Below are 24,507 nucleotides of genomic sequence, written 5' to 3'. Positions count from 1 at the left end.
TCATCATGTTCTAAATACTTCCTAACCTGTACAGCAACATTGACCAATACAATGTTGCTGTGATTTTCAAAAAATGCCCCAACATCAATAAAAAGCAAAATACACCTTAAAAACAATGTATTAGTTAATATTAATGGCTTTTTTTGTAAACAGTCGTATCCTGAAGAAGCTCGAATTTAGCTTTTGGGTCATAATGAACCAAAAGCTATTTAAGCTGATCAAGCGTCTTGAGCCACGCGTTCGATGTACTCAACTTGCACAGGTTTTGTAAATGCACCAGGGCGCAATGCCTGTACTTCTCGCACGATATCTTCTAACTGCCATTCCTTTTCTAGGAGTAGGTGAGCAGCGAACAAACCTGTGCGCCCCGAACCACCCATGCAATGCATCGCAACTTTGCCACCTTGAGCAAGAATCGCGTGCAGTTCCGGACTGGCTTGTTGCCACTTCGTCGCAAATTCTTCATTTGGTGCGCAGTCGTCTTCAATCTCGATCTGGAACCATTTCATTCCCAGTTGCTGAGTGGCTTCACCCAATGCAGAGACATTCTTCGCAGCTAATTCACTATCATCTAATGCAGTAACGACCGCTTGAACACCCTGCTCTTTCAACTGTTCTAACGACGCATGCAAATCGACACCTTTCGTTCCTGGGCACGGTGTTAAGATTAAAGCACCGGAGTCCAAATCTAATTGCCATGTAGGATGAGACATTGTGACCCCCTTTTAAGCCAAACCAACGTTACGAACCAGCTCTGCTGTGCGCGTTGCATAACCCATTTCGTTATCGTACCAAGCGTAAATCTTAACCATACGAGAACCCACAACCATGGTTGATTGCGCATCAACGATGGTTGAACGTTGGTCGCCTTTATAATCGATAGAAACTAAAGGACGCTCTTCGAAGCCAAGGATGCCTTTCAAATCACCTTCAGATGCTTCTTTTAACAGTGCATTCACTTCTTCTGCCGTGGTATCACGCTTCACATCAAAAATGATGTCTGTTAACGATGCGTTTGCTAGAGGTACGCGAACCGCATGACCATTAATTTTGTCTTTTAATTCTGGGAAAATTTCGACAATCGCCTTCGCGCTACCCGTAGTGGTTGGGATAAGGCTCATGCCGCATGCTCTTGCACGGCGTAGATCTTTGTGTGGCGCATCCAAAATAGTTTGCGTATTCGTCAGGTCGTGAATGGTCGTAAAAGAAGATTGTTCGATACCCAATTTCTCATGAATGACTTTAACCACAGGTGCGATACAGTTAGTCGTACACGAAGCTGCTGTCACGATACGATGTTTTTCAGGGTCGAAAATATGGTCGTTCACGCCCACCACAATGTTCGCAATACCTTCTTCTTTCACAGGTGCGCTTACCACGACACGTTTCACGCCTTGCTCTAGGTATTTGTTTAGGAATGATGTTTTGCGATGTACGCCTGTCGCTTCAATCACAACATCACAATCAGACCAGTTCACCACATCGATATCGCGTTGTTGAGTCGTGGCAACACGCTTGCCGTTGATGACGAGCTCACTGCCTTCGACCTGAACTCCATGATGCCAACGACCTTGCACTGAATCGAATTCTAATAAGTGACCAAGCGTAGCTGCGTCACCTGCGACATCGTTGATTAACACAAACTCCAATTCTGGCCAATCAAATGCCGCTCGCAGCGCTAAGCGACCAATTCGGCCAAAGCCATTAATTCCTACTTTAATTGTCATAGTTTTACCCTCTAATCTTCTACCTTGAATCTCTATTCGCTGTTAACAGCAAGCCTCACGACTTTTATCGTGTAAGCGTGTGATGTCGTCTTGGTATTCCTGCTTCAAACAGTTTGATGCCACTAAGTCTTCAATTAACTTTCGCATCCAACCTGGTAATTGCTGTGATAACTCGTAATACACCCATTGCCCTTGGCGTTTATCCACCAAGATGCCACTGGATCGTAACTGAGCAAGATGACGAGAAACTTTCGGCTGGCTCTCTTGTAGAGCAAACGCCAAATCGCCAACGCAAGTTTCACCTTCACGGGCCACGAGCATTAAACAACGTACGCGTGTTTCATCGGATAACAGCTTAAAAAACTGATGTGGAAGCATAATGAACATACCTATATATGGATATGCGTATATGTTTATTTAATTAAGATATATCGTCAAGAGGAAACCGTCCATCGTCATAAAAGTTTCACATCTAACGAACAGCTTGATTGTAAAGAGAGAGATTCAAAGAGATAAAAGATAAGACAAGAAATTATGCAGTCGCGATGCTTTGACTCCAGCGAGCCGCTTCACCTAAGGAGAGCTTCACTTCCTCTAAAGGCAACCCCAATTGCATCGTGATTTTTTCAACCCCTGACCAATCGGCACGCTCGTAGCACTCTTCGAGGGAAATAAGTGCACCATAAACCCCTTTGCGATGTAATAGCGCTTGTTGTACTGAATGACTAAGCGGTAACTGCCTAACTAAAGATTCCACCGAAAGATCCAGCAGCGCATCTAGAATCGACAGCAAACCAACCATGAAACCTTGCTCGTTGAGGTGAGAGAATGGCTGATAGCGCGACATCAATTGGCAAAATTGAGCTCGTTGCAATGAAAGGTGATACAGCTCTCGAGGCTTGTTACTGGAGATATACGATGCCACAACCAAAGAGACAAACTGCTTAAGGTTATCCTGGCCAAGATAAATCAATGCCTGACGAAAAGAGCTGATTTCGACAGCCAAATTCGGCGCTTGCGTATTTACAAAACGCAATAATTTATATGACAACGCGACATCTTGCGTAATGATGGACTCGATACGAGTAAAGTCAGGCTCAGGAGCACAAACTTCACGAAACAGTTGCAATGCCAACACTTGCTCAGGACTGACGTATTTAGTCTGCGAGACGAGTGGCTTGCTAAAAAAATAACCTTGGAAAAATTTAAAGCCAGCCGCTTTCGCTTGCTCAAACTCTTCTGCGGTTTCAACACGTTCTGCTAAAAAGTGGTATTTGACGCGTTTGGCAAGGTGTGTTTTGACCAGTTCACAGGCCTTTTCGAGCCCCATCGCCATAATGTCGAGCTTCACAATATGCACATATGGCAAAAAACGACGCCATTCTGGTGTTAGGGTGAAGTCATCCAAAGCGATCAAGTAACCTTCTCGATAAAACTCACGAATCGCATCAAGAAGCTCATCCGTAGGTTGGCACGTTTCCAACACTTCGATGACAATTTTGTTTTTCGGCAAACTGCGCGGCAAACGTCGCACCAAGCTTTGATGAGGAAAGTTAATAAAGCATCTTGAAGAGGCAATCACTGGGTTAGTACCCAGTGATAGGAAGTTTTCGACGATCAGTCGGTATGTCGCTCGATTTGAATCAATATGTGAAGGGTATGCGTTACTCTCCCCGTCTCGAAACAACAATTCATAACCCAGCGTCTGTCTTTTTCGGTTAAAGATCGGCTGGCGAGCGACATACGTTGTATTCATGCTAAAGAAGGACCTATAAATGGCTTATGACTTTGCAGCTGCTAATAATGCACCACAACCCATGAACATTGAACCGAATACTTTGTTTATTTTTCCCATGATTTTATCGGAGCGAATAAAGCGTCCCATTTGTGCTGCCAAGCTCGTGTAACCCAACATTACACACGCATCAATCACGACCGTAGTGACGCCAAGCACCAACAGTTGCGTGATTTGGTCTTTTGCCGGGTCAATAAACTGCGGAAACAACGCCACCAGAAAAACAATCGATTTAGGGTTGGTGAGGTTAATCAACACTGCCTTGTACAACAGCGCCGTGCCTGACATCTCGTTATGGTTTTCAGCTGCGACTAAGCTTGATGTATCGCGCCATTTCTGAATCCCCAGCCAAACCAGATAAGCGGCACCAACCCATTTAATGACAGAAAAGCCGGTTGCTGACTGCGCGACAAGCGCACCAATACCCGCCCCCACCAGCGCGATGTGGATAACTAAACCAATTTGTAAGCCAATAATGGCACCCAGTGATTTACGGGTACCGTAACTCAAACCATTACTGATTGAGTTCACCGTGCCAGAGCCCGGAGCCAAACTAAAAACGATTGCTGTTACTACATAAGCTAACCAGACATGGGTATCCATTGCATTTCCTCACTAATTCTTCGATGATACATCGCGTAAACAACGTATCTTCAGGTAATCAACTAATGGCGACTAACCATTCACCTTTGACTTATACTCAAGAGACATTATTTGAGCAAGCAATTGGTGGTCCGATCGCAGCACTTTGGCAAACTCGCCAAGAGGGCTTTGTTAAAGGGACTGAGAAAAAGAACATTTACTGGTGCAAGCTAACCAACCCAGAGCATAAAAAAGCCGTGCTCATCGTAAATGGACGCATTGAGTCTTCCTGGAAATACCAAGAGCTGTTTTACGATCTCTACCGCCAAGGTTTCGATGTCTATTCCTTTGACCACCGCGGTCAAGGTTTATCAGATCGTTTATTATCTGACTCAGATATGGGTCACGTCTATGACTTTACTGATTATATTGATGATATGGACATCGTCGTAAAAAAACACGACCTTAGCGAATATCAACAATGCTTCATCATCGCGCACTCTATGGGCGGCGCGATCGCCACACGTTACCTGCAAACTCACCCAGAACACCCTTTTACTGGTTTGATTCTAAGTGCGCCCATGTTTGGCATTAACCTGCCATGGTACCTATCACCAATAGCGATTCCGGTCACACAAATTATGTCAGCGGTATCGACTTTGCCACGCTATGCACCAGGACATCAGGCCTACTTCCCTAAGCCCTTTGAAGATAACCCACTTAGCCAAAGTTACGGCCGCTACCAATGGTTCCGAAACCTATATACGGAAAAACCGGAACTGCAAGTCGGTGGGCCAAGCACTCGCTGGGTTTGGCAAGGGCTCATGGCCGCTAAGCAGTGCTTTTTATTAACTCGCCAAGTCAAAATACCAGTCATCCTAATCCAAGCCGGAAACGATCGGATTGTTAGCAATCTCGCGCAAAAGCGTTTTATTGATAAATTGCGGAAAACCAACCCGCACGCGGAGCTGCTTTCTATCGAAGGCGCACAGCATGAAATCTTGTTCGAGACCGACAAGTATCGTAATCAAGCGCTCGATGCGATTTTCCGCTTTATGAATGACCCTAAATCGCCATCAAACGAACAAGCACAATAAGAACTCTAGGCGACCATTTCACGACTAAGATTAAAGAGGAAATGTCTACACATCGATTTACCCTCTTTTTCATCCTCATTTTGGCGTACACTGCTTGAACTTGGCTACTTTGACACTGTGTTTAACCACATAGTGCTACGAGCCCAAGTTCCCCCGCATTCGGAGCAGTACGATCTAGTCAGTCTGCTGTACTCCGTTTGCAATTCACCTGTTCCACACTATCCAAACCGTTTACGAGGACTTCATGAGCACATCGCTACCTTGCAAAGAGATCACCAAAATCGTTGCCTCTGATCTGGATGGCACGTTACTCGCACCTAACCATCAGCTCAGTGCTTACTCAAAAGAGACGCTAAAAGCGCTGCATGAAAAGGGTTATACCTTTGTCTTTGCAACCGGCCGTCACCACGTAGACGTTGCGAGCATCCGTCGCCAAGTTGGCATTCCAGCTTATATGATCACGTCGAATGGTGCCCGAGTGCATGACCAGGAAGATCAGCTAATGTACAGCGAGAATGTCCCTGCGGAACTGGTACAAGGCGTGATCGACACGATCAAACATGATCAAGAAATACTTATTCACATGTATCAAAATGATAGCTGGTTGATGAACAAGGATGATGAAACGTTACGTGACTTCCACGATGAATTCACTTACGTCTTATTTGATGAAGACCACGCCCCAACTGACGGTATTGCGAAAGTTTTCTTCACGCATCCAGGAGAAGACCACGAACGTTTGGTCGTATTTGAAAACAAACTACGTGAGCAGTTTGGTGATAAGCTGAATATCGCATTTTCAACGCCTTGGTGTTTGGAAGTAATGAGCGCTGGCGTGTCTAAAGGTCATGCTCTTGAAGCGGTAGCGAAAAAACTCGACCTCACGTTAGAAAACTGCGTAGCATTTGGTGATGGCATGAATGACGTAGAAATGCTGTCGATGGCAGGTAAAGGGCTAGTTATGGGTACATCACACGAAAAAGTGATGAAAGCTCTACCAAATAATGAAGTAATTGGCAGCAATGCAGAAGATGCGGTTGCACACTACCTACAAGAACACTTGCTGTAAGCTTCAATACTCCAAATAATGAAGGGCTGCACATTCGCAACCCTTCTCTTTTATCGCTGACTTGGCAGCTTCTCTTTGCCAAGAATCGCGTCCCATTCTTCTTCTGTCACGGGCATAATCGACAAGCGATTTCCACGTTTCACCAACGGCATGTTCTCAAGTTCTGGCATCGCTTTCATCACCGACAACGGAATCACTCGCGCCGTTTTACGTACAAACTCGACATCCACCATAATCCAACGCAGGTTGTCTGGGTCTGACTTTGGATCGTAATAATCGCTTTCGGGATCGAATTGGAAATGATCGGGATAGGCTTCTCTCACAACTTTAGCAATACCTGCCACGCCAACATGTTTACAAGAAGAGTGGTAAATCAGGACTAAATCGCCCACCTTCACTTGGTCACGCATCATATTGCGCGCCTGATAATTACGAACTCCCTCCCAACATGAAACCTTTTGGGTTCGAAGCGTGTCAATAGAAAAGGTATCTGGTTCAGTTTTAAATAACCAATATGCCATAATGCCATCCGATGCCGATTGAGTAACAATAATGAGGAAGATATAACATGAAGGCTTTGAAAAACCCAGTGGCGCTTGCCACCCTGCTGGTTCTGCAAGCATGTAGTTCACAGTCGCCACAATCTGGTGCCGCTGACCTAACCTCTCCACCAGCAACCTTAGATAAGCCTGAAACCATTCAACCTCAAACTTTTATGCTGCTCGGAAAAGTGATCGTCGGTCACGAGAGCCAATACATCATGCCTTGTGGCAGCGACAAGCAATATTGGTTGCAACTGTCACCACAGCAAATGCAACGAGCAATTCAGTTAAATAACGAGCCTTACCAGACCATGTATGGCGAGGTTATCGGCCACCTCAACCCACCGGGCATCGATGGGTTTTCTGCTGATTTCGATGCTAACTTTGTCGTGGAACAAGTGAACTTCCTCACAACGGAAAATCCAAACCGTTGTCAGCAACCAAACAAACCAACTCGCGTGTTTGGTAATGAGCCTTCTTGGTCGGCAAGCTTTGAGGCTAATGGACTAACATTCCAGCAAATCGGCAAACAAACCACAAAATTAGCGATTAAAAGCAGTCAGCTTCAACCTCGCCAGCGCACTTATCAACTGCAAGGTGGTGAGCTTCGCTTAACAGAAAACCTCTGCTCAGACACAATGAGCGATTCTTTGTATGGCTGGAAAGCAACACTAAAACATGATGGCGAGACGTATCAAGGTTGTGGTATGGCTGCAAACGTCGATGCAACGCTTGGCTGGGCTAATACCTATGTCGCGACCTCAACCCAATCACAAGGCTTTGAAGTACAAATGACCTTAAACCCAGACCACAGCGCCACAACAAAATACCGTTACGCCAATGGACAAGCACCATTAATCGAGCGTGGTTACTGGCAACAGTTAAGTCCGTCTCAGGTTCAAGTTGTCATGACGCATCATCAACAGCAAAGGCTAATGTCAGAGCGACTGTTTACTCGAGAAGGCAATCAGCTCAAAGCGACCAAAGAAAAAGTCGGTAACTTGGTCTACCCAATCGCCGATGGTGGTTTAGTCCTTTATCCTGCCACCGTTCGTGATGAAGGCATCATGCAACCAGCCGAAAAACGCACCAACAACCCCATCGGTAGTGCTGACGTACCTTCTAGTGCAGAGTTTGATTCAAAAGTAGATGCCGCGGTGCGCAACTACTTCTTTATCCATCAAACCAACCCCAACAATAACCAATACCTTTGGCTAACTTACGACCTAAACAGCGATGGTAACGAAGAGCTATTGGTACAGTTGGATTGGTGTGGTTCCGGTGGCTGTACATTGCTAATATTTGAACATCACGAAAAGGAATGGCGCTTTAATAGCCGCATTACACTAGTGCAAAGCCCGATTATGCTCGGCCAACAAACCTCTCATGGTTGGCGAGATCTGATTTTTAATGTCAGCGGTGGCGGAGCTAAAGCGGCTCAACATGTTATGCAATACACTGGGGTTAGCTACCCACTCAACCCAAGCATGGCGCCAACGGCAACGCCAAACCAAGTCAGTGGTGTGCGTCTGTTCTCTGATGGGATAAGCCCGGTGCGAGAAGGAGTTCGTCTTTAATGTCTCAACCGTGTCCAACCTGCGGTTTTCAATTCAATTGTATGTGCTCGCTGATGCCGAAACTTACCAGTGAGCACAACATCCTGCTGTTAATGCATCCGAATGAACTGAAGCGTGATACTAATACCGGCCAGCTACTAGAGCATTGCCAACTCAACATTGAGCGAGTAATCTGGGATCGCAAACAGCCACCAGCAGAATTACTCTCTCTATTAGCTGATCCGTCGCGGTATCCGGTGTTGCTCTTCCCCTGTGAAGAAAGTATCACACTCGAAGATGTGGTACTCCAAAGCCAGCAACAAACCAAAACTCCGCTGTTTATTATTTTGGATGCCACCTGGCAAGAGGCGCGCAAGATGATCAATAAGAGCCTTTGGTTAGAAGGTATCCCTACTATGGGATTGTCTGCGTCGGCGGACTCACAATATCAGCTGCGACGCAACCAACAACAAGGTAACTTGTGCACGTTTGAAGTCGCTGCACATTTGCTCGGGCAACTTGGAGAACAAAACAACCAACAACAAATGCAGCGCTTTTTTGCCCATTACCTCGCTCTGTTCCAAGCTGAAAAGAGTGGACACGCTCTTAAGCGTTAACCATTAAGCTCAGTAGAAGAACCAAACAAAAAACGCAGCCTACGCTGCGTTTTTTACGACAAGAAGTTTCACGTGAAACATCATTAAAACAGTCGAGTCGGCTCGCCAAGATAGTAACCCTGCAAATAATCCACCCCCATGTCTTGTGCAATGGTACACACCTCCTGATTGTGGACAAACTCCGCCACCGTCTCCGCGTTAAACACCTGGCACAAACGCACCAACTGGGAAGCGATCTTGCGCTGTTTTAAGTCTTTATCAATATCACGAATCAAGCTGCCATCGAGCTTTATGACTTCTGGCTCCAACTTTAGGATTTCATCGATATTCGAATAGCCGGCCCCAAAGTCATCAACAATGATACGCGCCCCTAAGCTTCTAAAATGACTGCACACTTCTATCATTCGGCCGTAGTCTTTGATCTGCTCAGATTCCAGCACTTCTAAACCAATTCGCCTTGGGTCATTTAGCTGGCTAATTTCATGCTCTAAAAGCATTAAAGTTTTATCACTGAGCAAATCTTGCGGCGATAAGTTTATAGAAAAGTCACCTTGCTTATCTCGCATATAATGCAACGTAGAATGAATCATATGCCGACTTAGTCGAGTGTAAAGATGCGTATCAGAGATAATTGGCAGAAAACGCCCTGGCGCAATCACCGTCCCATCGGCTTCCAGAATACGAACCAAACATTCTTGGCTTGCCAATTTGTGGCTACCCGCATGCACAATAGGTTGGCTATAAGTGATGATATTCTGTTTGAGAATGGCTCTACTGACGCAACTTAGCCATCCAAGTTGCTCTTTACGCACATCCTCACTGACTTCAATATCTTTCGCATTACAGATATGAGTATTACTGCGTACACCGGAGCGTCTCGCTTCGATGCCTTTGAGTAAGAGCTCATCCACTGAAGCGGATGGAAAATCTCGACGACTCACTAAGCCGCCGCATAGCGAGATAGAAAGATAATCTATTTCACGTAGACCAATTGGCTCAAAATTAGTTTGTTCTACCGCATCGGCAAAACGCGTAAAGTGCTGTTTGATGGTTTCGCTGCTTTGGTCAGCTTTAAATATGAATGCCCACTCACCAACCCCAATACTATAAAGCTGTAAAGCCGTTGGCATGCCAAAACGCTTTCGTAGTCGATTCGTAAAGTGCATTGAGAGATCTTTGAGTAATTGATCTCCCACTCGGTAGCCGTATTTTTCGTTGATATGACTAAAGTTAAGTAGCTTTAGAGTCAACAAATGCTCATCCAAATCGATGTTACTCAGCCGCTCTTGCAATGCGACCCGGTTTTGTAACCCCGTGCGACTGTCGCGTCGATAGCTTTCTTGTAACTTGCGCGTTTGGCGATCGAGTTGATATCCCATATGCGCGTTCATATGGTTGAGATCGCCGATCGCATTTCGAATCAAGCTAAACAGCGGTGAAATAGAGGAGCTAACGGGCGACTTAGGCAAGTTCAATGTTTGCACTTCGTCTCCCTCTCGCATCGCTAAATACGTCAGGCTGTGATGAAGAATTTCGGGCTGACCAATACCACCATGCAGTTCCCCCATACAGTAACTACCAAACGTCGTCGCAATATCTTTGAAGGCTTGGACTTCGTCGCTGCTGTCAATAAAGTCTAACCGTGACGCGCAGTTAAAAATCATCACGACTTCAGGTTGGTGCATGGCTAACTCAACCACACCATGCCGCACTTGCTCGAGCGTTAACGAGGGATGGTTATAGCAAAATTGCACTTCGTCACCAAGACACCAGGGCCTGTCGAAGCTCATACTGCCATCAGCGTGTAGCTCCGTTACCGTACAAACTTCCTTTCGCCCTAAGCTTTCTCGATACAATGGAAAGCTGAGCAGTTGACTCAGCGTCACGTCATGGCCATCCGCCAAGTAACGCTTGTATACGTCCAGCGCTTTCTTCTCACCTAAACAATACAAGCGCGTTCCTTTTGCATGAGTGACTTTGTGTGGCATGCCAATCGGGTTCCATTCCGAATACGCATCAGTCCATAGCTTCAAAGTATCACTGTGCAAAGCTACGGCAACCACAGCGTTATCGTAAACTCGGTTTTGATATAGCACCCAGCAGCCATCGTCAATACTCTGCGCCAACCCTCCAGAAATCACTACTTCTTCACTGGCGAAGGTTTGAAACAAGGGATAGTCACGTCGTTCAATTTGCACAGCAAAGCTGAGGATCACCTGTGAATTATGCTGCATTAGAAGAGAGCGCTTGAGCTCCCCGCCATCAATGTCAGGGGAGTAAGAGTATGTTTGTACCGCAGAAGTCAGCGTGGTTTGCTCAAATTCAATCACACTCACTAGGCAACCAGAGGTAAATATCTCCCCTTCCAGAATCACATTACGCGTACTATGCCCCATAACATGAGCATTCGGCAGCGACGACAAAACGGCGTCTGCAAGTGTGGTCGTAATTTCGCGCGATTGCGTCGACAATATTTGTACTAAATATTGTTTATCTGAGGAAGTCGGAAAAGTGACTAAAAAGTCATTCAGTTGACTGACATCGTGAACCAGTTTTGAAAAAGCTCGCATGGACCTACCACTGCCGTAACACTATCTTCACCACGACGTGTGGCGTTACTATTTTTATTTAATAGAGAATAATTTACGTGGCTTTGCGCTGCTTTTCTAGACACAAAATGAGATTAGAATGGATTAATGCGAAAGCAATTAAAAAAGTGTGAGTAACGGCTGCAAACTATTGATTTCAATATCAGGTAAAGTACGTGTTTTTGAATGGTTAATGACATTTTTATTCATATCATTAAACCAACAGGCTGCAAAACCAGCCAACTTTGCACCATGCACATCCGTGGTTAGATGATCACCGACATGCAGAATATTCTCCGCAGGAATATCCAAGAATCGCTTCGCTTTAGTAAACATATCGGTTGCGGGTTTCGCCAATCCATCTGGTCCTGCTTTAAGTACCTTTTGGAAATAAGGCGTAAGACCGATGCGGTCTAAATCCACATTACCGTTGGTGATTGCTACCAACGGGATGTGCTGCGCGAGTTCCTCCAGTACATCGAGGCTTTGCTGCGGCACTTCAAAACGGTTACGCCAGTCCAACGCAACGTCTACTGCGGCTTTCGCGGCGGCATGTGCTGCGTCTTCGTCGTAGCCTACTTGGGAGAAAGCTTGCTGAAGTTGCACTAAACGCCATAAAGTGACATCGCTCTTCAGCTCGGGTTGTTGCTGCACAACTCGCTGTTTGAGAGCAAACCAATCCGCTTTGTTCATATGAGCAACCGCTGGATGATGGTGCTTGAGCCAAGATAGCAACTCACGCTCCATGCGAACGATCACAGGATAGTTGTCATAGAGGGTATCATCTAGGTCAAAGGTCATTGCCTTAATAGGCTCGATACGGCGATAAAATTTCATACTTCGGCTCACTCCCCGTTCTTTTTGCGTGCGCGTGGGTGGGCTTGGTCGTAGGCTTGCGCCAAATGTTGGAAATCCAAGTGCGTGTAGATTTGGGTCGTCGAAATGTTCTCGTGCCCTAAAAGCTCCTGCACCGCACGTAAGTTATTGCTTGATTCGAGCATATGTGTCGCAAATGAGTGACGCAATTTATGCGGACTAATATGGCTTGCGACAGACTGTTTCTGCCCCCATTCAGCCATGCGCTTTTGCACGCTACGATGCGAAATACGCGTTCCGAGCTTAGATACAAACAAGGCGGGCTCACCTGGAGCGGCTAAATCACCACGAACGCGTAACCACTTCCCGACCCACTCGGTTGCCATCCCAGAGAACGGTACTTTACGTTCTTTATCGCCTTTACCAATAACACGAAGCTCACCACTACGCAGTTGTACATCACGTACATCCACACCCACCAACTCAGCCAAACGTAAGCCGGCGCCGTACATCAGCTCCATCATGGCGCGATCGCGCACAGCCAACGGGTCGTCCTCGTTGACTTCAAGTAATTGGCTCACTTCGTCAACATCGAGGTTTTTGGGCAACGGGCGTTTTTTGCGAGGTGCTGAAACCCCTTTGGCTGGGTTAGCCGACATCTCGCCACGCAGAATAAGGAAATCGAAAAAGCTACGCAGCGATGAGAGGCGCGTTGCCAAACTGCTGGCTTTCATGCCTTCTCGCATGCCCTTACCTGCTAATTGGCGCACCCAACCAGCATCCACTTGAGACCAATCTTTGAGCCCCATTTCAGCTAGGTGCTGCGCCATTGTTTCTAGCTGCTGTTTGTAATTGCGCTGAGTATGTAGGCTAAGCCCCTTTTCGCTTCGTAAGAATTCATAGAAGCGCTCAAGAGGCTTTTGCAGATTATTTGGCAGAGGAGTGTTGGGAGTTGTCGTCATCGTAACTTTGCCATACCAGTGTTTGAGCGAGATGTGCCACTACTAATGATAGGTGACGCAAAAACAAGGTATCCATATCTGGCTGAAAATGGCCGCCATCTTCACTAGAAAAAGCAAGCACGCCCAGTGTTTGCTGTTTCACGAGCGGTAGTACCACATAGGACCCCATTTCCGGCACTTCCATGTTGCCAAACAAAGCTTCACGATCCACTTTGCGAAGACGTCCTAAGTACGCATCTTTGCCATTTAAGTGAGTGGTCGCAAAGCGTTGATAACTTTCCTTACTCAATTGAATCGATGCGTCGCATTGACTAAACAATCGAACAAACGCACGTAAGCCCAATGCTTTGGCTTTCTCTTCGATAGAGTGAATGACTTGTTTAAAGTCACCACACTTTAGAATCTGCCCCTGCAAATCCATAAATTCGTAAAAGGTGCGATCATTGTTCGCCGCAAGCGACATTAGTGTAGTGATCTCTTCCTCTAACTCTTCAATGCGCTGACGTTGGCGATTCATTTGGATGTGTACCAAAGATACCGCGCCTAAGTCTGAGTGTGGGAAAGATAAACGATCCACAAGCTCTGGACGCTGCACAAAAAAATCGGGATGATCTTTGAGGTACTCGGCCACCACTTCAGCCGTTAAGGCATCTGCTTCTACTTGAGACAAACCGTTTCCTTTTTCTTCTACTAGCAAGACAATTGACCATCAAATACATGCGTTGTAGGTCCGGTCATAAACAACGGCTTACCCGGACCTTGCCACGCAATTCGCAGTTCACCACCTGGTAGAGAAACCTTAACGTTTTCATCCAACAAGCCCTGCAGAATCCCAACCGCTACCGCCGCGCAAGCGCCGCTACCACAAGCTTGTGTTTCACCTGCGCCTCGCTCGTAAACTCGAAGACGAATATGGTCACGACTCACCACCTGCATAAAGCCAGCGTTGACGCGCTCTGGGAAACGCTCGTGCGACTCAAGCAGCGGGCCTAATGTATCGACATCAGCAGTATCCACGTCATCGACCACCGTCACCACATGCGGGTTACCCATGCTTACCGCGCCACAGAACAGCGTTTTTTCACCAGCGCGCATGATGTAAGTTTTCTCTTTTTGCTTCGCTTTGAAAGGAATTTTGTTCGGTTCAAACTCTGGCACGCCCATGTTGACCGTCACTTCCCCATCATCTTCGATGTTGAGAATCATCTTTCCTTTCTTGGTGCTTACGCTGATGCTGTATTTATTGGTCAGCCCCTTCAAGCGAACAAAGCGGGCAAAACAGCGTGCACCGTTACCACACTGTTCAACTTCACTACCATCGGCATTAAAAATCCGATAATGGAAGTCGGTTTCAGGGTCGTAAGGGGCCTCTACCACAAGCAATTGGTCAAAACCAACGCCAGTATGACGATCCGCCAAGCGGCGGATCAGGTCTTGCGAGAAAAACACGTTCTGGGTAATACAGTCGACGACCATGAAGTCGTTGCCCAAACCGTGCATTTTGGAAAAGTGGAAATGCATTTGTTGTGTGTTACTCCGGTAGAATCTGTTCCAGCTGCCACAAACTGGTCAGCTCCTCACGCTGGCGAACTAAGTGGCTTTGTTTACCGTCCACCATCACTTCTGCCGCTCGGGTACGAGTATTGTAGTTCGAAGACATCACAAAACCATAGGCACCTGCTGAACGAACCGCGAGTAGATCACCTTCTTGCAAAACGAGTGCGCGATCTTTACCCAAGAAGTCGCCGGTTTCACAAATAGGACCAACCAAGTCGTAAGTCTGAGCTTCACCCTTTCGCGGTGAAACTGGCACAATATCTTGCCATGCTTGGTATAGCGCAGGACGCATCAAGTCGTTCATTGCAGCGTCGATAATCGCAAAGTTTTTATGCTCAGTATGTTTTAAAAACTCAACACGCGTTAGCAAGATACCTGCGTTCGCAGCAATTGCACGGCCTGGCTCAAAGATCAGCTCCAAGTCTTGGTGATTTTCAAGACGGCCTAGTAACGCTTTGGCGTAATCAGAAGGCTGAGGTGGTAATTCATCACGATAGACCACACCCAAACCGCCACCGACATCAAGATGGCGAATGTTAATGCCTTGCGCTTTTAAATCATCAATCAGAGCTAATAAACGGTCTGTCGCGTCGATAAATGGGTCTATATTGGTCAGCTGAGAACCAATGTGGCAGTCGATACCTTGCACATTCAAGTTAGGCAGGCTTTGCGCGAATTTATAAACATCTGGCGCACGATCAAACGCAATGCCGAATTTATTGTCGCGAAGACCAGTCGAAATGTAAGGGTGTGTTTTCGCGTCGACATCTGGATTGATACGAAGAGAAATTGGCGCAATCACACCAAGCTCACCCGCAACCTTGTTCAAACGTTCTAGCTCTGGCTCAGATTCAACGTTGAAACATTTGATACCTAGCTCAAGAGCGCGCTTCATCTCTGCCGATGTTTTACCAACACCAGAGAAAACGACTTTTTTCGGATCACCGCCTGCGGCAATCACACGCTCAAGTTCACCACCCGACACGATGTCAAAACCCGATCCCAAACGCGCTAGCGTGTTCAATACGCCTAAGTTTGAGTTGGCTTTCACCGCGTAGCAAACCAGGTGAGGATGCTGACCCACAGCACTATCAAACGCCTTCCAATGGCGCTCTAGCGTGGCTCGAGAATATACGTAAAGAGGAGTGCCATATTGCTCTGCAAGAGCTTGAAGTGGGACGTCTTCGGCCCAAAGCTGGCCATCATCCTGATAGTTGAAGTAATCCAAAATTCGCTTCCCTTATTTTATTCGACTGCTGAACCCTAATTTCACCCTAAGGTGCGGTTATTTATTGTGATTGCTCATTCTGTTGAGTGTCATCTGGAATGTATAGTGAGCCAGACTGACCACACCCCGCTAAGGTCGCGGCAACCATCACAAACAACACAGTAACTAATTTTTTCATTTCGCATATCGTGATTATTGAATCAATGCCCCCTATAATCGCACCACACTCAGGAAAAGCAATAGGATAGACGGATGAACGATACTGAATTTCATCAACTGGTGGATGCGCAGATGCAAATCATCGAAGAATCCATCGATGATTCAGGCGCAGACATTGATTACGAAGTCACTGGCAACGTAATGACATTGGAATTTGAAGACCGCAGCCAAATCATCATTAATCGCCAAGAGCCGATGCATGAGATCTGGCTAGCGTCCAAATCTGGTGGTTTCCACTTCAAACTTATTGAAGGTAAATGGACCTGCTCAAAAACGGGTATGGAGCTATTTGAAATGGTGAAGCAAGAATGTGAAAAGCACGCGGGCGAAGCCATTGATTGGGCATAATTCTGGTCAATCGTCACCAAAACAAAAAGAGCACCGAAGTGCTCTTTTTGTTTATTGATACGGGTTTAATTACGCGTTCACAGTTTTGGTCGGGCGACTCGGTGAACAACCGTCATTACGGTAAGGAATGATATACGCATTCCCCTCTTCAGGGTGAATAATTTGATAGTACTGAGGCAGGTTAAAGTTAATAAACTTAGACGCGACGCGACTATCGTCTTTTACCGACGTGTAGAAGCTGTTTACAGACGAAATCATTTCATCTTTAGAGCCGCTAAATTGGTGATACACTTCCACTTGATTTGACTCATCCAACACATAAATATTGAAGCCATCTTCGTTATCTTCAAAGAAGAACTGCACCAGACCTTCACTGGCAAACCCATCCACCGCTTCCGGCATTTGATATTCTTGCTCACGATCGAGCATTAACAGCGGCGAGCCTTTGAGTTTGTTAGTAGAAATGCTGCGGTAGAAATCGATGGAATTTTCTAGCTTCTGCACCGACACACCACGACGTTCAAAGAACAACCCATAAGTCTGGTTACCAAGACGCATCGCTTTAAAGCGGCGGCGTTTCTCTTGCTCTACTGGTTTCAAGCGTAAGTCGATACATTCAGCTAAAAGCTGGTAAACCATATTACGCATCACACCACGCATGTTCTTCGCATAGCAGAACACATCCACTGATTCTGGTGGCAACGCATCTTGGTGCATTTTGCCCAAAATGGTTTTCAGTGCATCCAGCATCGCCGTTTCCCCTTTGAAATGCAGCGTACGCACTTCATGCCAAGAGTTACGGTAAACAAGGTCAACACTGCCGACTAAATTTTTATGTTCTGGACCAAAGCTAAAAATATCGGTGTTCTTAACATCCACTTTCAGCGAACGACCAGAAAGTTCAGACGTCGGATCATTTTCGAAGTTGATGAACATCGCAAGCTGGCTTATTTCACAAGGACTCGCTAGCGCCTGCATAGATGGACGACGCTTACGCAACGCAAAAGTATTTCGTAAGTCACTCACCATTTGGTAAAACTTATCAATATCTAGCTGCGCTTCACGTACCACGGCATGTAAACGAGTCGATTCAGTGATCAAGCCATTGAAGAATGCCCAAGCAACCAACTTACTCAAGTATTCATGATGCTCTAGATATGGTTGCCCCAAAATGCGGTGCGCAATAAGCGGTTGTTTATAGAGGTACCAACCAGACTTGTTTACCCCCCCTTTTTTCACTTCGATAAAGCTCAAGTCAGGCTCGTGCAGATCAGGTGAAATCTGTGGGTTTAGTAACGTTACTTTGCCCGGCAATACTTCAAAAGCAGCGTAGAGTTTACGGGCCAAAATACTGATGTCTTGCGGACTGATAGCAGAAGTGATGTCGTTACGACGCGCAAATTGAATCAAGTTACGGTAGCTTTGCATCAACGCATCCAGCAATGCATGATGTACCACCTTTACTTGTTCAACCTTCCAATTACGGCGGTCATCGAGCTCTGCAACGACACTGGCATCCCAATTCCATTTTGCAATCATATCGCTCAGTGCTTCACGACGCCAAGCTACTGAGCCAATATTCGGCTCACGAGATAGTTTTTCATGGGTTTTGAGATAGAAACAGCGACGCACCAAATCCAAACGTGTATCGTCTTGAATTCGCTCTAAGTAACGGGTTACTTTTTCCAACATTAAGTAGTACGCATCCATGCCATAGAGGTCAGGCTCATGGGCAAAGAAACGACGCTTAGTGTCGATACTTAACAATTGAGTATGCGGGTATTCCCACGAGTAAGCTTCTAGCAAGATGGCTTTTAATACCGATTTGTAGGGAGAGTCGATGCTTTTGTATAACTGCCACAAGTTCGAGCCGAAGTATTCTTCAGCAGGAATGCAGTTCAATTTACCAAAGTCGATCCATTCACTACAGTCGATGTAACCATCACTGCACAGTTGAGAAACGTACTCGTCGTAACACTCTTCCATTTCTGGCGGCACGATTTGCCATAACAAACGCTGTCCGGCAATACGCACCGCACTACGATAGAATTCATCTAGCAAAAGTAAGTGCTGAGATGAACCACAGTTATCACCTGTCATCTCCTCAGAATGATTGCTTCTAAAGCGCTCTTTATCCATTAAGAAAAAGTTCGCTTCCACGCCTTTGCTTTGTGCCCAATCCGTGATGAGTAAGCATTTATTGGTCAATAACTCGCGTTCGTCACAATCCATCTCTGGTGAGATACACACCCAAATATCCAAATCACTGGAAGTACTTTGACCAATCGAGGAGGTACTGCCCATGGTGTACAAACCCAATATAGCGGGCTTTTCTACCGTCTTGAGCGGCTGACCAATGGCAAGTTGAATATCATCTATGAATTGTTGCTGAATGCTATTTAGTTCAAGCCCATGCACACCAAAAGGGACATCGGCATCATAATAGCCAGGAATTACAGGATGGTTGTAGTTCAACAAGGCAGGAATCAAATGGAAGACTTGCTGGCTTTGCGAATCCATAAGCGCCAGCGCGCGATCAACTCGCTGCTGATTCAAATTATCTAGTCGCTGGATGATTTTTTGGGTGTAAGCCTGCAAGGGGAATTCCTTGGTTGAACAATCACGAAAATCTGCTGACGTTTTAAACCAAAATGGTTTAAAAACGTGATCAATTTAACACTTTTATTGGTGCGGGTAAAGCTTCACGCCCGCGTATCACTCTGGATACAAAACCATACTTTAGTCACAAAATTAATCGCGCGGTAGTGTCGCTCTTATTACCTATTACTAATAATAGTCCTTAGTCTAATTGAGAATCCAGTCACACTATTTTCATAACGTCATGTAATTCCATTCATAGCCTTCAGAGATAACGAACTAACAGTAAGCATTTCTTGATGAGAATGGTAGGATAAACCCAAATCCAAACAGCATTGAGAAGATCATGACACAATCCACACCGATTCGCATTGCAACTCGAAAAAGCCCTCTTGCTTTATGGCAAGCTTACTTTGTTAAAGACGCCCTTCAAGCCGCTCACCCTGGCTTGGAAGTCGAGTTAGTAACCATGGTGACCAAAGGTGACGTGATTTTAGATACACCACTAGCAAAAGTTGGCGGCAAAGGCTTGTTCGTAAAAGAGCTTGAAGTCGCGATGCTAGAAGGACGCGCAGACCTCGCCGTTCACTCAATGAAAGACGTACCCGTCGATTTCCCAGAAGGCCTTGGCCTCGTGACCATTTGTGAGCGTGAAGATCCTCGTGATGCCTTCGTCTCTAATACCTATAGCCACATTGATGAGCTCCCTCAAGGTGCCGTGGTTGGTACTTGCAGTTTGCGCCGTCAATGCCAACTGAAAGAATATCGTCCGGACATCATCATCAAAGAGCTTCGCGGTAATGTGGGCACTCGCCTTGGTAAGTTAGATGCGGGTGAGTATGATGCAATCATTCTTGCTGCGGCTGGCCTCAAACGATTGAAGCTTGAAGAACGCATTCGTAGCTTTGTCGAACCAGAGCAATCACTACCAGCGGTAGGCCAAGGTGCTGTCGGTATTGAGTGCCGCCTTGACGATGAAAGACTGCTTAAGCTGCTTGAGCCACTTAACCACCAAGACACCGTAGACCGCGTTTTGTGTGAGCGCGCAATGAACCTTACGCTAGAAGGCGGCTGTCAGGTACCTATCGGCAGCTATGCCCTGCTAGACGGCGACAACATTTGGCTACGCGCATTAGTTGGCGAACCAGATGGCAGCGAAATTGTGCGTGGTGAAATTCGTGGCCATCGTAAAGATGGCGAAGCATTAGGAGTGCAGCTAGCCAATGAGCTGCTAGATAACGGCGCTCGTGACATCCTAACTAAGCTGTACGCAGATCACGAATAACCATGGCAGTGTTGGTCACTCGGCCGGGAGAGCAAGGCAACGCGCTTTGCTCTCTGCTCGAAAGGCACGGCATTTCCGCATATCACCATCCTCTGATCGACATTGTCGCCGATCTCACGGACACGCACCTCTCTAAACATCTACATCAAGCTCAAATTGTTATCGCTGTTAGTCGACATGCAGTGCAATGTGCACAGCAAATCTTAGCCAGCAACGGGATGTCATGGCCGAAACAAGCTATTTACCTTGCCGTTGGTCAAAAAACAGCACACTATTTAAGCAAATGTACCCAACAGAAAGTACACTATCCCCAAGTCAGTGATAGTGAACACTTATTGCGACTGCCAGAGCTCAACAATGTGGCACAACAACAAGTTCTTATCCTTCGTGGTAACGGCGGAAGAGAGCTGATCAAAGATGCATTGGTGAGGCGTGGCGCAAAAGTTCACTATAGTGAGACTTACAAGAGAGAATTCATCCCATTCGATCCAGTAAGCTGTATCTCACTATGGAAAAACCTACAAATTAACCAGATTATTGTCACCAGTGGTGAACAACTGGATTATTTGTGCAGCCAATTGACGTCGGAGCAATTGACTTGGCTTAATCAACAAGAGTTGTATATCCCCAGTCAGCGTATCGCTGACATCGCAATTCAAAGGGGGTTCACTCGCGTGAGATGCACGGGAAGCGCATCCAACCAAGAATTACTGGCGGCTCTCCAGCCCTAGCTACACAGGATATAGGCATGACAAGTAAAAATAACGACCAAAAAAATAACGATAAAAACCTTTCCGAAGAAACCTCATCGGCACCGCTAGTCGAAAAAACCACATCGCAGCAGGATGCGGACCTTAAAAAAGAGCAACCACAAGCGGCCGAGCCCCCAAAAACAGCAGAGCCAACCAAAGTCGAGTTTGAAGAAAAACAAGGTAAACGCGGTGTCAAACTAGGCACGGTCGCTATCATCTTATCGATTATTTTTGGCGGTGGCCTCGCGTACAAGCTGCATCAACAGCAAGCCGATTACCAAGCGCAGATCGCCCAACTAAAAAGTCAGCTAGAAAGCACTCAAGCTTCCATGAAGCAAGAGCTCAGCCGGGTACAAGAAGAAACCATCGAGAAAGCAACAACCGTGACACACAAAGCGGAAGTGGTACTTGGACAGCAACAGAAGAGCATTGAAAGCTTACAGCTCGCCGTTGCCGATGTGAAAGGTCGTCGACCAAACGACTGGCTATTGGCGGAAGCCGATTACCTCGTCAAATTAGCCGGCCGTAAATTGTTCTTAGAGCACGATGTAGAAAGCGCGACTCAACTGATGGAAAGTGCAGACCAACGCATTGCAGCGCTGAATGACCCTAGTCTCGTCAAACTACGTAAAGCAATGGCAAACGATATCACCAAACTTCGCACTATCCCGCTAATTGACCGTGATGGATTGGTACTACGCTTAACTGCCCTGCAACAGCAAGTAGACAAGCTCCCTCTCGCCAATGCACTGCTACCTGAAGCTGAAGCCGTAGAAAACACTGAAGTGTCTGAAGATATCGCAAACTGGCAAGATAACTTAATGACCTCTTTGAAGGACTTTTCAGAAAACTTCATTACCTTCCGCACGCGCGATGGTAACGTCATTCCACTGCTTTCTCCTGAGCAACACTTTTACCTGAAAGAAAACATCAAAGCCAAATTGGAAACGGCAATAAAAGCGGTGTACCAAGAACAAGGTGAAATTTACACCACATCTCTAAAAACAGCCGACAAATGGGCATTAGCTTTCTTCAACCAAGACGATAATTCCGTTAAAGAGTTCAACAAAACGGTTAACCTGCTAAGTCAGCAAAATATTCAAGTGGAATACCCAACAAAACTGCAAAGTCAGTCTCAACTATCAGATGTCATCCGTGAACGCCTACGTCGTGAAGTCACAACGATGACAGGCATGGAGGATAAGTAATGTTTCGTCTTATTTTCCTATTTGTTGTACTAGGCGCAGGACTATTTGTTGGCACCCAGTTTTCTGGTCAGCAAGGCTATGTACTCATCTCCATTGCCGAGAAAACGATCGAGATGAGCGTAACGACATTAGTGGTTTTCGTTATCGCAGCACTCGCAGGTCTTTTTCTGCTTGAGTACCTGATTAAGAAGTTAGTTTATGCTAGTTCTACAACATGGAACTACTTCAGTGTTCGCAAAATGCGCCATTCCCGCCGATACACCAATGAAGGCATTATTAAACTTCTAGAAGGTGACTGGAAAGGTGCTGAGAAAAAAGTAACTCGCTGGGCAAATCATCACGATATGCCGCTGCTTTGCTACTTAGTTGCCTCTGAAGCCGCACAAGGTCAAGGTGATAAAGCAAAACGAGATCACTATCTAGAGCTAGCGAGCCAACAAGAGAATGCCCATCTCGCAGTAGAGCTGACTCGAGCGAAACAATTTATCCGCGACAACGAGTTCGAGTCCGCTTTCGATACCTTGCAATCGTTAAAAAGTCAGTATGCGAGTAACTCTATTGTATTGAACTTGCTGAAAACAACGTACATGCAGCTAAAGTTGTGGCAACCTCTTATTGACCTCTTGCCACAACTAACCAAAGCAAAACTCATCTCGGACGAAGAACATGCAGAGCTGATTCAAAAGGCGCAGTGCGGCTTACTCCATGAAGTAGCGCAGCAACAGGGTAGCGAAGGGCTAATCTCCCATTGGAATAGCCTCTCACGTAAAGTGAAACAAGACACACACCTCGTTGCCTGTTTTGCTCGAGAACTCATCACACGAAAAGCTGATGCAGAAGCCTTTACCGTGCTAAAAGAAGCATTAAAAAAACAACCAGCCCCAGAGCTTTATCAACTACTGCCAGATCTAAATCTGCCAGATACCCACCCTGTCGTGGTCTTCTTAGAGGGAGTAGTGAAGAAAGAACCGGATAACGCCGCTGCCCATAGCGCATTAGCGCACTTCTATTTCCGTCAAGAGAAGTGGCAAGAAGCCCAGGATCACTTTGAGATCGCCTTAAAGCTTCGCTCTGACGTCTCTGACTATGCATTCCTAGCAGACACACTAGAGAAGCAAAATCTAACCAAAGCTGCTCACGAAGTCTCTCGTAAAGCTCTCACGCTCGTACAGAATGACTAACTTAAGATGACCTAACCAAGCCGACAGCTTACCTGTCGGCTTTTTTATTGCCTGCTATTAACCCTTCAGTCCTTAGTCATCAATATGTTTATCCAATTCATTGGCTCCCAAGTAGTTCTCAACTTCCTAGCAACTCACTATCGTTTCACTTTCCTCTTCTCTTTGACTACTCTGATCCTGTCATTCCAGCAGAATCCAAAACAATTTTAAAAAATGCAGGAATACGTAACTTTAGCCTGTTGATGTATGGTTTTAAGACGTAGCTAGATTTAGGCAATAGAGCACACGCGTCGCTAGACTGAGTAAAACAAAAAGATACATCAGTGAAACAGTGGCTATTTGAGTATGCTTATTTGTTCGGTCTATCCGGTAAAAGGGGCTAGAGAAGCAATGGTAGTGCTTTAAGAGAACGATAAGGCAATAGATGGTTCAACACCTTAACAAAGCATCTCCAACAACCTTATCGGGACAGCATGCAGTGATGAGGATGAACAGCTTTAGAGGCAACTGCACTTCTTAGCAAAAATCAAAACGTCACAACCAATACCAATACCGATACCGATACCGATACCGATACCGATACCGATGTTACTTAGTCCAAAAGTAGATCGCATATGGAATTGATTTTTGGCAAGCACAGATAGAGTAATAAAGATGTGCGGAAATGAAAAAAGCCTCGCTATTTCTAACGAGGCTTCTTATTAGTGGCGGAGAGATAGGGATTTGAACCCTAGATACGCTATTAACGTATGCCGGTTTTCAAGACCGGTGCTTTCAACC

Annotated in this window: 23 protein-coding genes; 9 read left to right on the top strand and 14 right to left on the bottom strand. The window is 46.1% G+C overall.

Translation table 11 applies throughout. The features are described from left to right. Window positions 1-218 precede the first annotated feature (218 nt). The 5 genes from R7127_RS21755 to rhtB all read right to left on the bottom strand — a co-directional run bounded on the left by R7127_RS21755 (window position 219) and on the right by rhtB (window position 4,125). The gene (locus R7127_RS21755; RefSeq protein ID WP_005383629.1) at window positions 219-713 is read right to left on the bottom strand and encodes a cyclin-dependent kinase inhibitor 3 family protein; all 495 of its coding nucleotides are present in this window, start codon (window positions 711-713) and stop codon (window positions 219-221) included. 12 nt (window positions 714-725) lie between these two features. Next, window positions 726-1,727, bottom strand: coding sequence for an ArsJ-associated glyceraldehyde-3-phosphate dehydrogenase (locus tag R7127_RS21750; RefSeq protein ID WP_172563451.1), 1,002 nt, complete (start codon window positions 1,725-1,727; stop codon window positions 726-728). A gap of 42 nt (window positions 1,728-1,769) precedes the next feature. Then, window positions 1,770-2,105 (bottom strand): metalloregulator ArsR/SmtB family transcription factor, encoded by a 336-nt coding sequence (locus R7127_RS21745; protein ID WP_005378730.1) that lies wholly within the window; start codon window positions 2,103-2,105, stop codon window positions 1,770-1,772. A 154-nt stretch (window positions 2,106-2,259) separates the two neighbouring features. After that, entirely contained in the window at window positions 2,260-3,483 is a 1,224-nt protein-coding gene (locus R7127_RS21740) for an EAL and HDOD domain-containing protein (protein WP_005378731.1), read from the bottom strand. A gap of 24 nt (window positions 3,484-3,507) precedes the next feature. Next, window positions 3,508-4,125, bottom strand: coding sequence for a homoserine/homoserine lactone efflux protein (gene rhtB / locus R7127_RS21735; RefSeq protein WP_206971447.1), 618 nt, complete (start codon window positions 4,123-4,125; stop codon window positions 3,508-3,510). A 65-nt stretch (window positions 4,126-4,190) separates the two neighbouring features. Here rhtB and R7127_RS21730 point away from each other — a divergent pair, with 65 nt between their 5' ends. Both R7127_RS21730 and R7127_RS21725 read left to right on the top strand, forming a co-directional pair. Continuing rightward, the gene (locus R7127_RS21730) at window positions 4,191-5,201 is read left to right on the top strand and encodes an alpha/beta fold hydrolase (protein ID WP_005378733.1); all 1,011 of its coding nucleotides are present in this window, start codon (window positions 4,191-4,193) and stop codon (window positions 5,199-5,201) included. A 244-nt stretch (window positions 5,202-5,445) separates the two neighbouring features. Next, entirely contained in the window at window positions 5,446-6,270 is an 825-nt protein-coding gene (locus R7127_RS21725; protein ID WP_017636084.1) for a Cof-type HAD-IIB family hydrolase, read from the top strand. A gap of 50 nt (window positions 6,271-6,320) precedes the next feature. Here the strand turns inward: R7127_RS21725 and R7127_RS21720 are convergent, their stop codons facing one another. Next, complete coding sequence (locus R7127_RS21720; RefSeq protein WP_172563449.1) at window positions 6,321-6,791, bottom strand: EVE domain-containing protein; 471 nt, start codon at window positions 6,789-6,791, stop codon at window positions 6,321-6,323. Window positions 6,792-6,838: 47 nt separating this feature from the next. Between R7127_RS21720 and R7127_RS21715 the strand changes: the two genes are divergently transcribed. Further along, window positions 6,839-8,389 carry a COG3650 family protein gene (locus tag R7127_RS21715; RefSeq protein WP_172563448.1) on the top strand — a complete coding sequence of 517 codons (1,551 nt, stop codon included), beginning with the start codon at window positions 6,839-6,841 and terminating at the stop codon, window positions 8,387-8,389. Next, entirely contained in the window at window positions 8,389-8,985 is a 597-nt protein-coding gene (locus R7127_RS21710) for a tRNA-uridine aminocarboxypropyltransferase (RefSeq protein ID WP_172563447.1), read from the top strand. Before R7127_RS21715 ends, R7127_RS21710 begins: the two co-directional genes overlap by 1 nt. An 83-nt stretch (window positions 8,986-9,068) precedes the next feature. On the opposite strand, the gene R7127_RS21705 is transcribed toward R7127_RS21710, so the two are convergent. The 7 genes from R7127_RS21705 to lptM all read right to left on the bottom strand — a co-directional run bounded on the left by R7127_RS21705 (window position 9,069) and on the right by lptM (window position 16,314). Further along, on the bottom strand, window positions 9,069-11,555 hold the full coding sequence (locus R7127_RS21705) for an EAL domain-containing protein (protein WP_172563446.1): 2,487 nt from the start codon (window positions 11,553-11,555) through the stop codon (window positions 9,069-9,071). Window positions 11,556-11,693: 138 nt separating this feature from the next. Beyond that, window positions 11,694-12,410: a 5-amino-6-(5-phospho-D-ribitylamino)uracil phosphatase YigB gene (gene yigB / locus R7127_RS21700; protein WP_172563445.1), complete on the bottom strand. Its 717-nt coding sequence runs from the start codon at window positions 12,408-12,410 to the stop codon at window positions 11,694-11,696. An 8-nt stretch (window positions 12,411-12,418) separates the two neighbouring features. After that, on the bottom strand, window positions 12,419-13,351 hold the full coding sequence (gene xerC, locus R7127_RS21695) for a tyrosine recombinase XerC (protein WP_053350819.1): 933 nt from the start codon (window positions 13,349-13,351) through the stop codon (window positions 12,419-12,421). After that, window positions 13,317-14,048 (bottom strand): DUF484 family protein, encoded by a 732-nt coding sequence (locus tag R7127_RS21690; protein WP_005383398.1) that lies wholly within the window; start codon window positions 14,046-14,048, stop codon window positions 13,317-13,319. Before R7127_RS21690 ends, xerC begins: the two co-directional genes overlap by 35 nt. Then, the gene (gene dapF / locus R7127_RS21685) at window positions 14,042-14,872 is read right to left on the bottom strand and encodes a diaminopimelate epimerase (protein WP_006743008.1); all 831 of its coding nucleotides are present in this window, start codon (window positions 14,870-14,872) and stop codon (window positions 14,042-14,044) included. Before dapF ends, R7127_RS21690 begins: the two co-directional genes overlap by 7 nt. 10 nt (window positions 14,873-14,882) lie before the next feature. Continuing rightward, window positions 14,883-16,136 carry a diaminopimelate decarboxylase gene (gene lysA, locus R7127_RS21680; protein WP_033907276.1) on the bottom strand — a complete coding sequence of 418 codons (1,254 nt, stop codon included), beginning with the start codon at window positions 16,134-16,136 and terminating at the stop codon, window positions 14,883-14,885. A gap of 61 nt (window positions 16,137-16,197) precedes the next feature. Next, window positions 16,198-16,314, bottom strand: coding sequence for an LPS translocon maturation chaperone LptM (gene lptM / locus R7127_RS27100; RefSeq protein WP_005378746.1), 117 nt, complete (start codon window positions 16,312-16,314; stop codon window positions 16,198-16,200). 74 nt (window positions 16,315-16,388) lie between these two features. Here lptM and cyaY point away from each other — a divergent pair, with 74 nt between their 5' ends. Then, window positions 16,389-16,703 carry an iron donor protein CyaY gene (gene cyaY / locus R7127_RS21670; RefSeq protein WP_005383391.1) on the top strand — a complete coding sequence of 105 codons (315 nt, stop codon included), beginning with the start codon at window positions 16,389-16,391 and terminating at the stop codon, window positions 16,701-16,703. 69 nt (window positions 16,704-16,772) lie between these two features. Here cyaY and R7127_RS21665 read toward each other — a convergent pair whose 3' ends face one another. Beyond that, on the bottom strand, window positions 16,773-19,301 hold the full coding sequence (locus tag R7127_RS21665) for a class I adenylate cyclase (RefSeq protein ID WP_005378748.1): 2,529 nt from the start codon (window positions 19,299-19,301) through the stop codon (window positions 16,773-16,775). A gap of 346 nt (window positions 19,302-19,647) precedes the next feature. Here R7127_RS21665 and hemC point away from each other — a divergent pair, with 346 nt between their 5' ends. Genes hemC through R7127_RS21645 form a run of 4 tightly spaced genes read left to right on the top strand, consistent with a single transcriptional unit; the run spans window position 19,648 to window position 23,727 of the window. Next, window positions 19,648-20,586: a hydroxymethylbilane synthase gene (gene hemC / locus R7127_RS21660; RefSeq protein WP_172563444.1), complete on the top strand. Its 939-nt coding sequence runs from the start codon at window positions 19,648-19,650 to the stop codon at window positions 20,584-20,586. Window positions 20,587-20,588: 2 nt separating this feature from the next. Beyond that, complete coding sequence (locus tag R7127_RS21655) at window positions 20,589-21,317, top strand: uroporphyrinogen-III synthase (protein ID WP_005383386.1); 729 nt, start codon at window positions 20,589-20,591, stop codon at window positions 21,315-21,317. 17 nt (window positions 21,318-21,334) lie between these two features. Then, on the top strand, window positions 21,335-22,546 hold the full coding sequence (locus tag R7127_RS21650; protein WP_005378751.1) for a uroporphyrinogen-III C-methyltransferase: 1,212 nt from the start codon (window positions 21,335-21,337) through the stop codon (window positions 22,544-22,546). Beyond that, complete coding sequence (locus tag R7127_RS21645) at window positions 22,546-23,727, top strand: heme biosynthesis protein HemY (protein WP_005383375.1); 1,182 nt, start codon at window positions 22,546-22,548, stop codon at window positions 23,725-23,727. Before R7127_RS21650 ends, R7127_RS21645 begins: the two co-directional genes overlap by 1 nt. The last annotated feature ends 780 nt before the right edge of the window (window positions 23,728-24,507 follow it).

Origin of the sequence: Vibrio sp. 1159 (genome assembly GCF_033340395.1) — a bacterium.
Classification (GTDB): Bacteria; Pseudomonadota; Gammaproteobacteria; order Enterobacterales; family Vibrionaceae; genus Vibrio; species Vibrio alginolyticus.
The sequence above is the reverse complement of the archived record's forward strand: the minus strand, read 5'-3'. Positions and strand labels throughout refer to the sequence as shown.

Coding starts and splice junctions, on each gene's coding strand:
- hemC (WP_172563444.1), top strand. CDS start 19,648: ATGACACAATCCACACCGATTCGCATTGCAACTCGAAAAAGCCCTCTT.
- R7127_RS21710 (WP_172563447.1), top strand. CDS start 8,389: ATGTCTCAACCGTGTCCAACCTGCGGTTTTCAATTCAATTGTATGTGC.
- R7127_RS21645 (WP_005383375.1), top strand. CDS start 22,546: ATGTTTCGTCTTATTTTCCTATTTGTTGTACTAGGCGCAGGACTATTT.
- R7127_RS21750 (WP_172563451.1), bottom strand. CDS start 1,727: ATGACAATTAAAGTAGGAATTAATGGCTTTGGCCGAATTGGTCGCTTA.
- xerC (WP_053350819.1), bottom strand. CDS start 13,351: ATGACGACAACTCCCAACACTCCTCTGCCAAATAATCTGCAAAAGCCT.
- R7127_RS21755 (WP_005383629.1), bottom strand. CDS start 713: ATGTCTCATCCTACATGGCAATTAGATTTGGACTCCGGTGCTTTAATC.
- lptM (WP_005378746.1), bottom strand. CDS start 16,314: ATGAAAAAATTAGTTACTGTGTTGTTTGTGATGGTTGCCGCGACCTTA.
- cyaY (WP_005383391.1), top strand. CDS start 16,389: ATGAACGATACTGAATTTCATCAACTGGTGGATGCGCAGATGCAAATC.
- dapF (WP_006743008.1), bottom strand. CDS start 14,872: ATGCATTTCCACTTTTCCAAAATGCACGGTTTGGGCAACGACTTCATG.
- R7127_RS21655 (WP_005383386.1), top strand. CDS start 20,589: ATGGCAGTGTTGGTCACTCGGCCGGGAGAGCAAGGCAACGCGCTTTGC.
- R7127_RS21650 (WP_005378751.1), top strand. CDS start 21,335: ATGACAAGTAAAAATAACGACCAAAAAAATAACGATAAAAACCTTTCC.
- yigB (WP_172563445.1), bottom strand. CDS start 12,410: ATGAAATTTTATCGCCGTATCGAGCCTATTAAGGCAATGACCTTTGAC.
- R7127_RS21745 (WP_005378730.1), bottom strand. CDS start 2,105: ATGCTTCCACATCAGTTTTTTAAGCTGTTATCCGATGAAACACGCGTA.
- R7127_RS21725 (WP_017636084.1), top strand. CDS start 5,446: ATGAGCACATCGCTACCTTGCAAAGAGATCACCAAAATCGTTGCCTCT.
- R7127_RS21730 (WP_005378733.1), top strand. CDS start 4,191: ATGGCGACTAACCATTCACCTTTGACTTATACTCAAGAGACATTATTT.
- R7127_RS21720 (WP_172563449.1), bottom strand. CDS start 6,791: ATGGCATATTGGTTATTTAAAACTGAACCAGATACCTTTTCTATTGAC.
- R7127_RS21715 (WP_172563448.1), top strand. CDS start 6,839: ATGAAGGCTTTGAAAAACCCAGTGGCGCTTGCCACCCTGCTGGTTCTG.
- R7127_RS21705 (WP_172563446.1), bottom strand. CDS start 11,555: ATGCGAGCTTTTTCAAAACTGGTTCACGATGTCAGTCAACTGAATGAC.
- R7127_RS21740 (WP_005378731.1), bottom strand. CDS start 3,483: ATGAATACAACGTATGTCGCTCGCCAGCCGATCTTTAACCGAAAAAGA.
- rhtB (WP_206971447.1), bottom strand. CDS start 4,125: ATGGATACCCATGTCTGGTTAGCTTATGTAGTAACAGCAATCGTTTTT.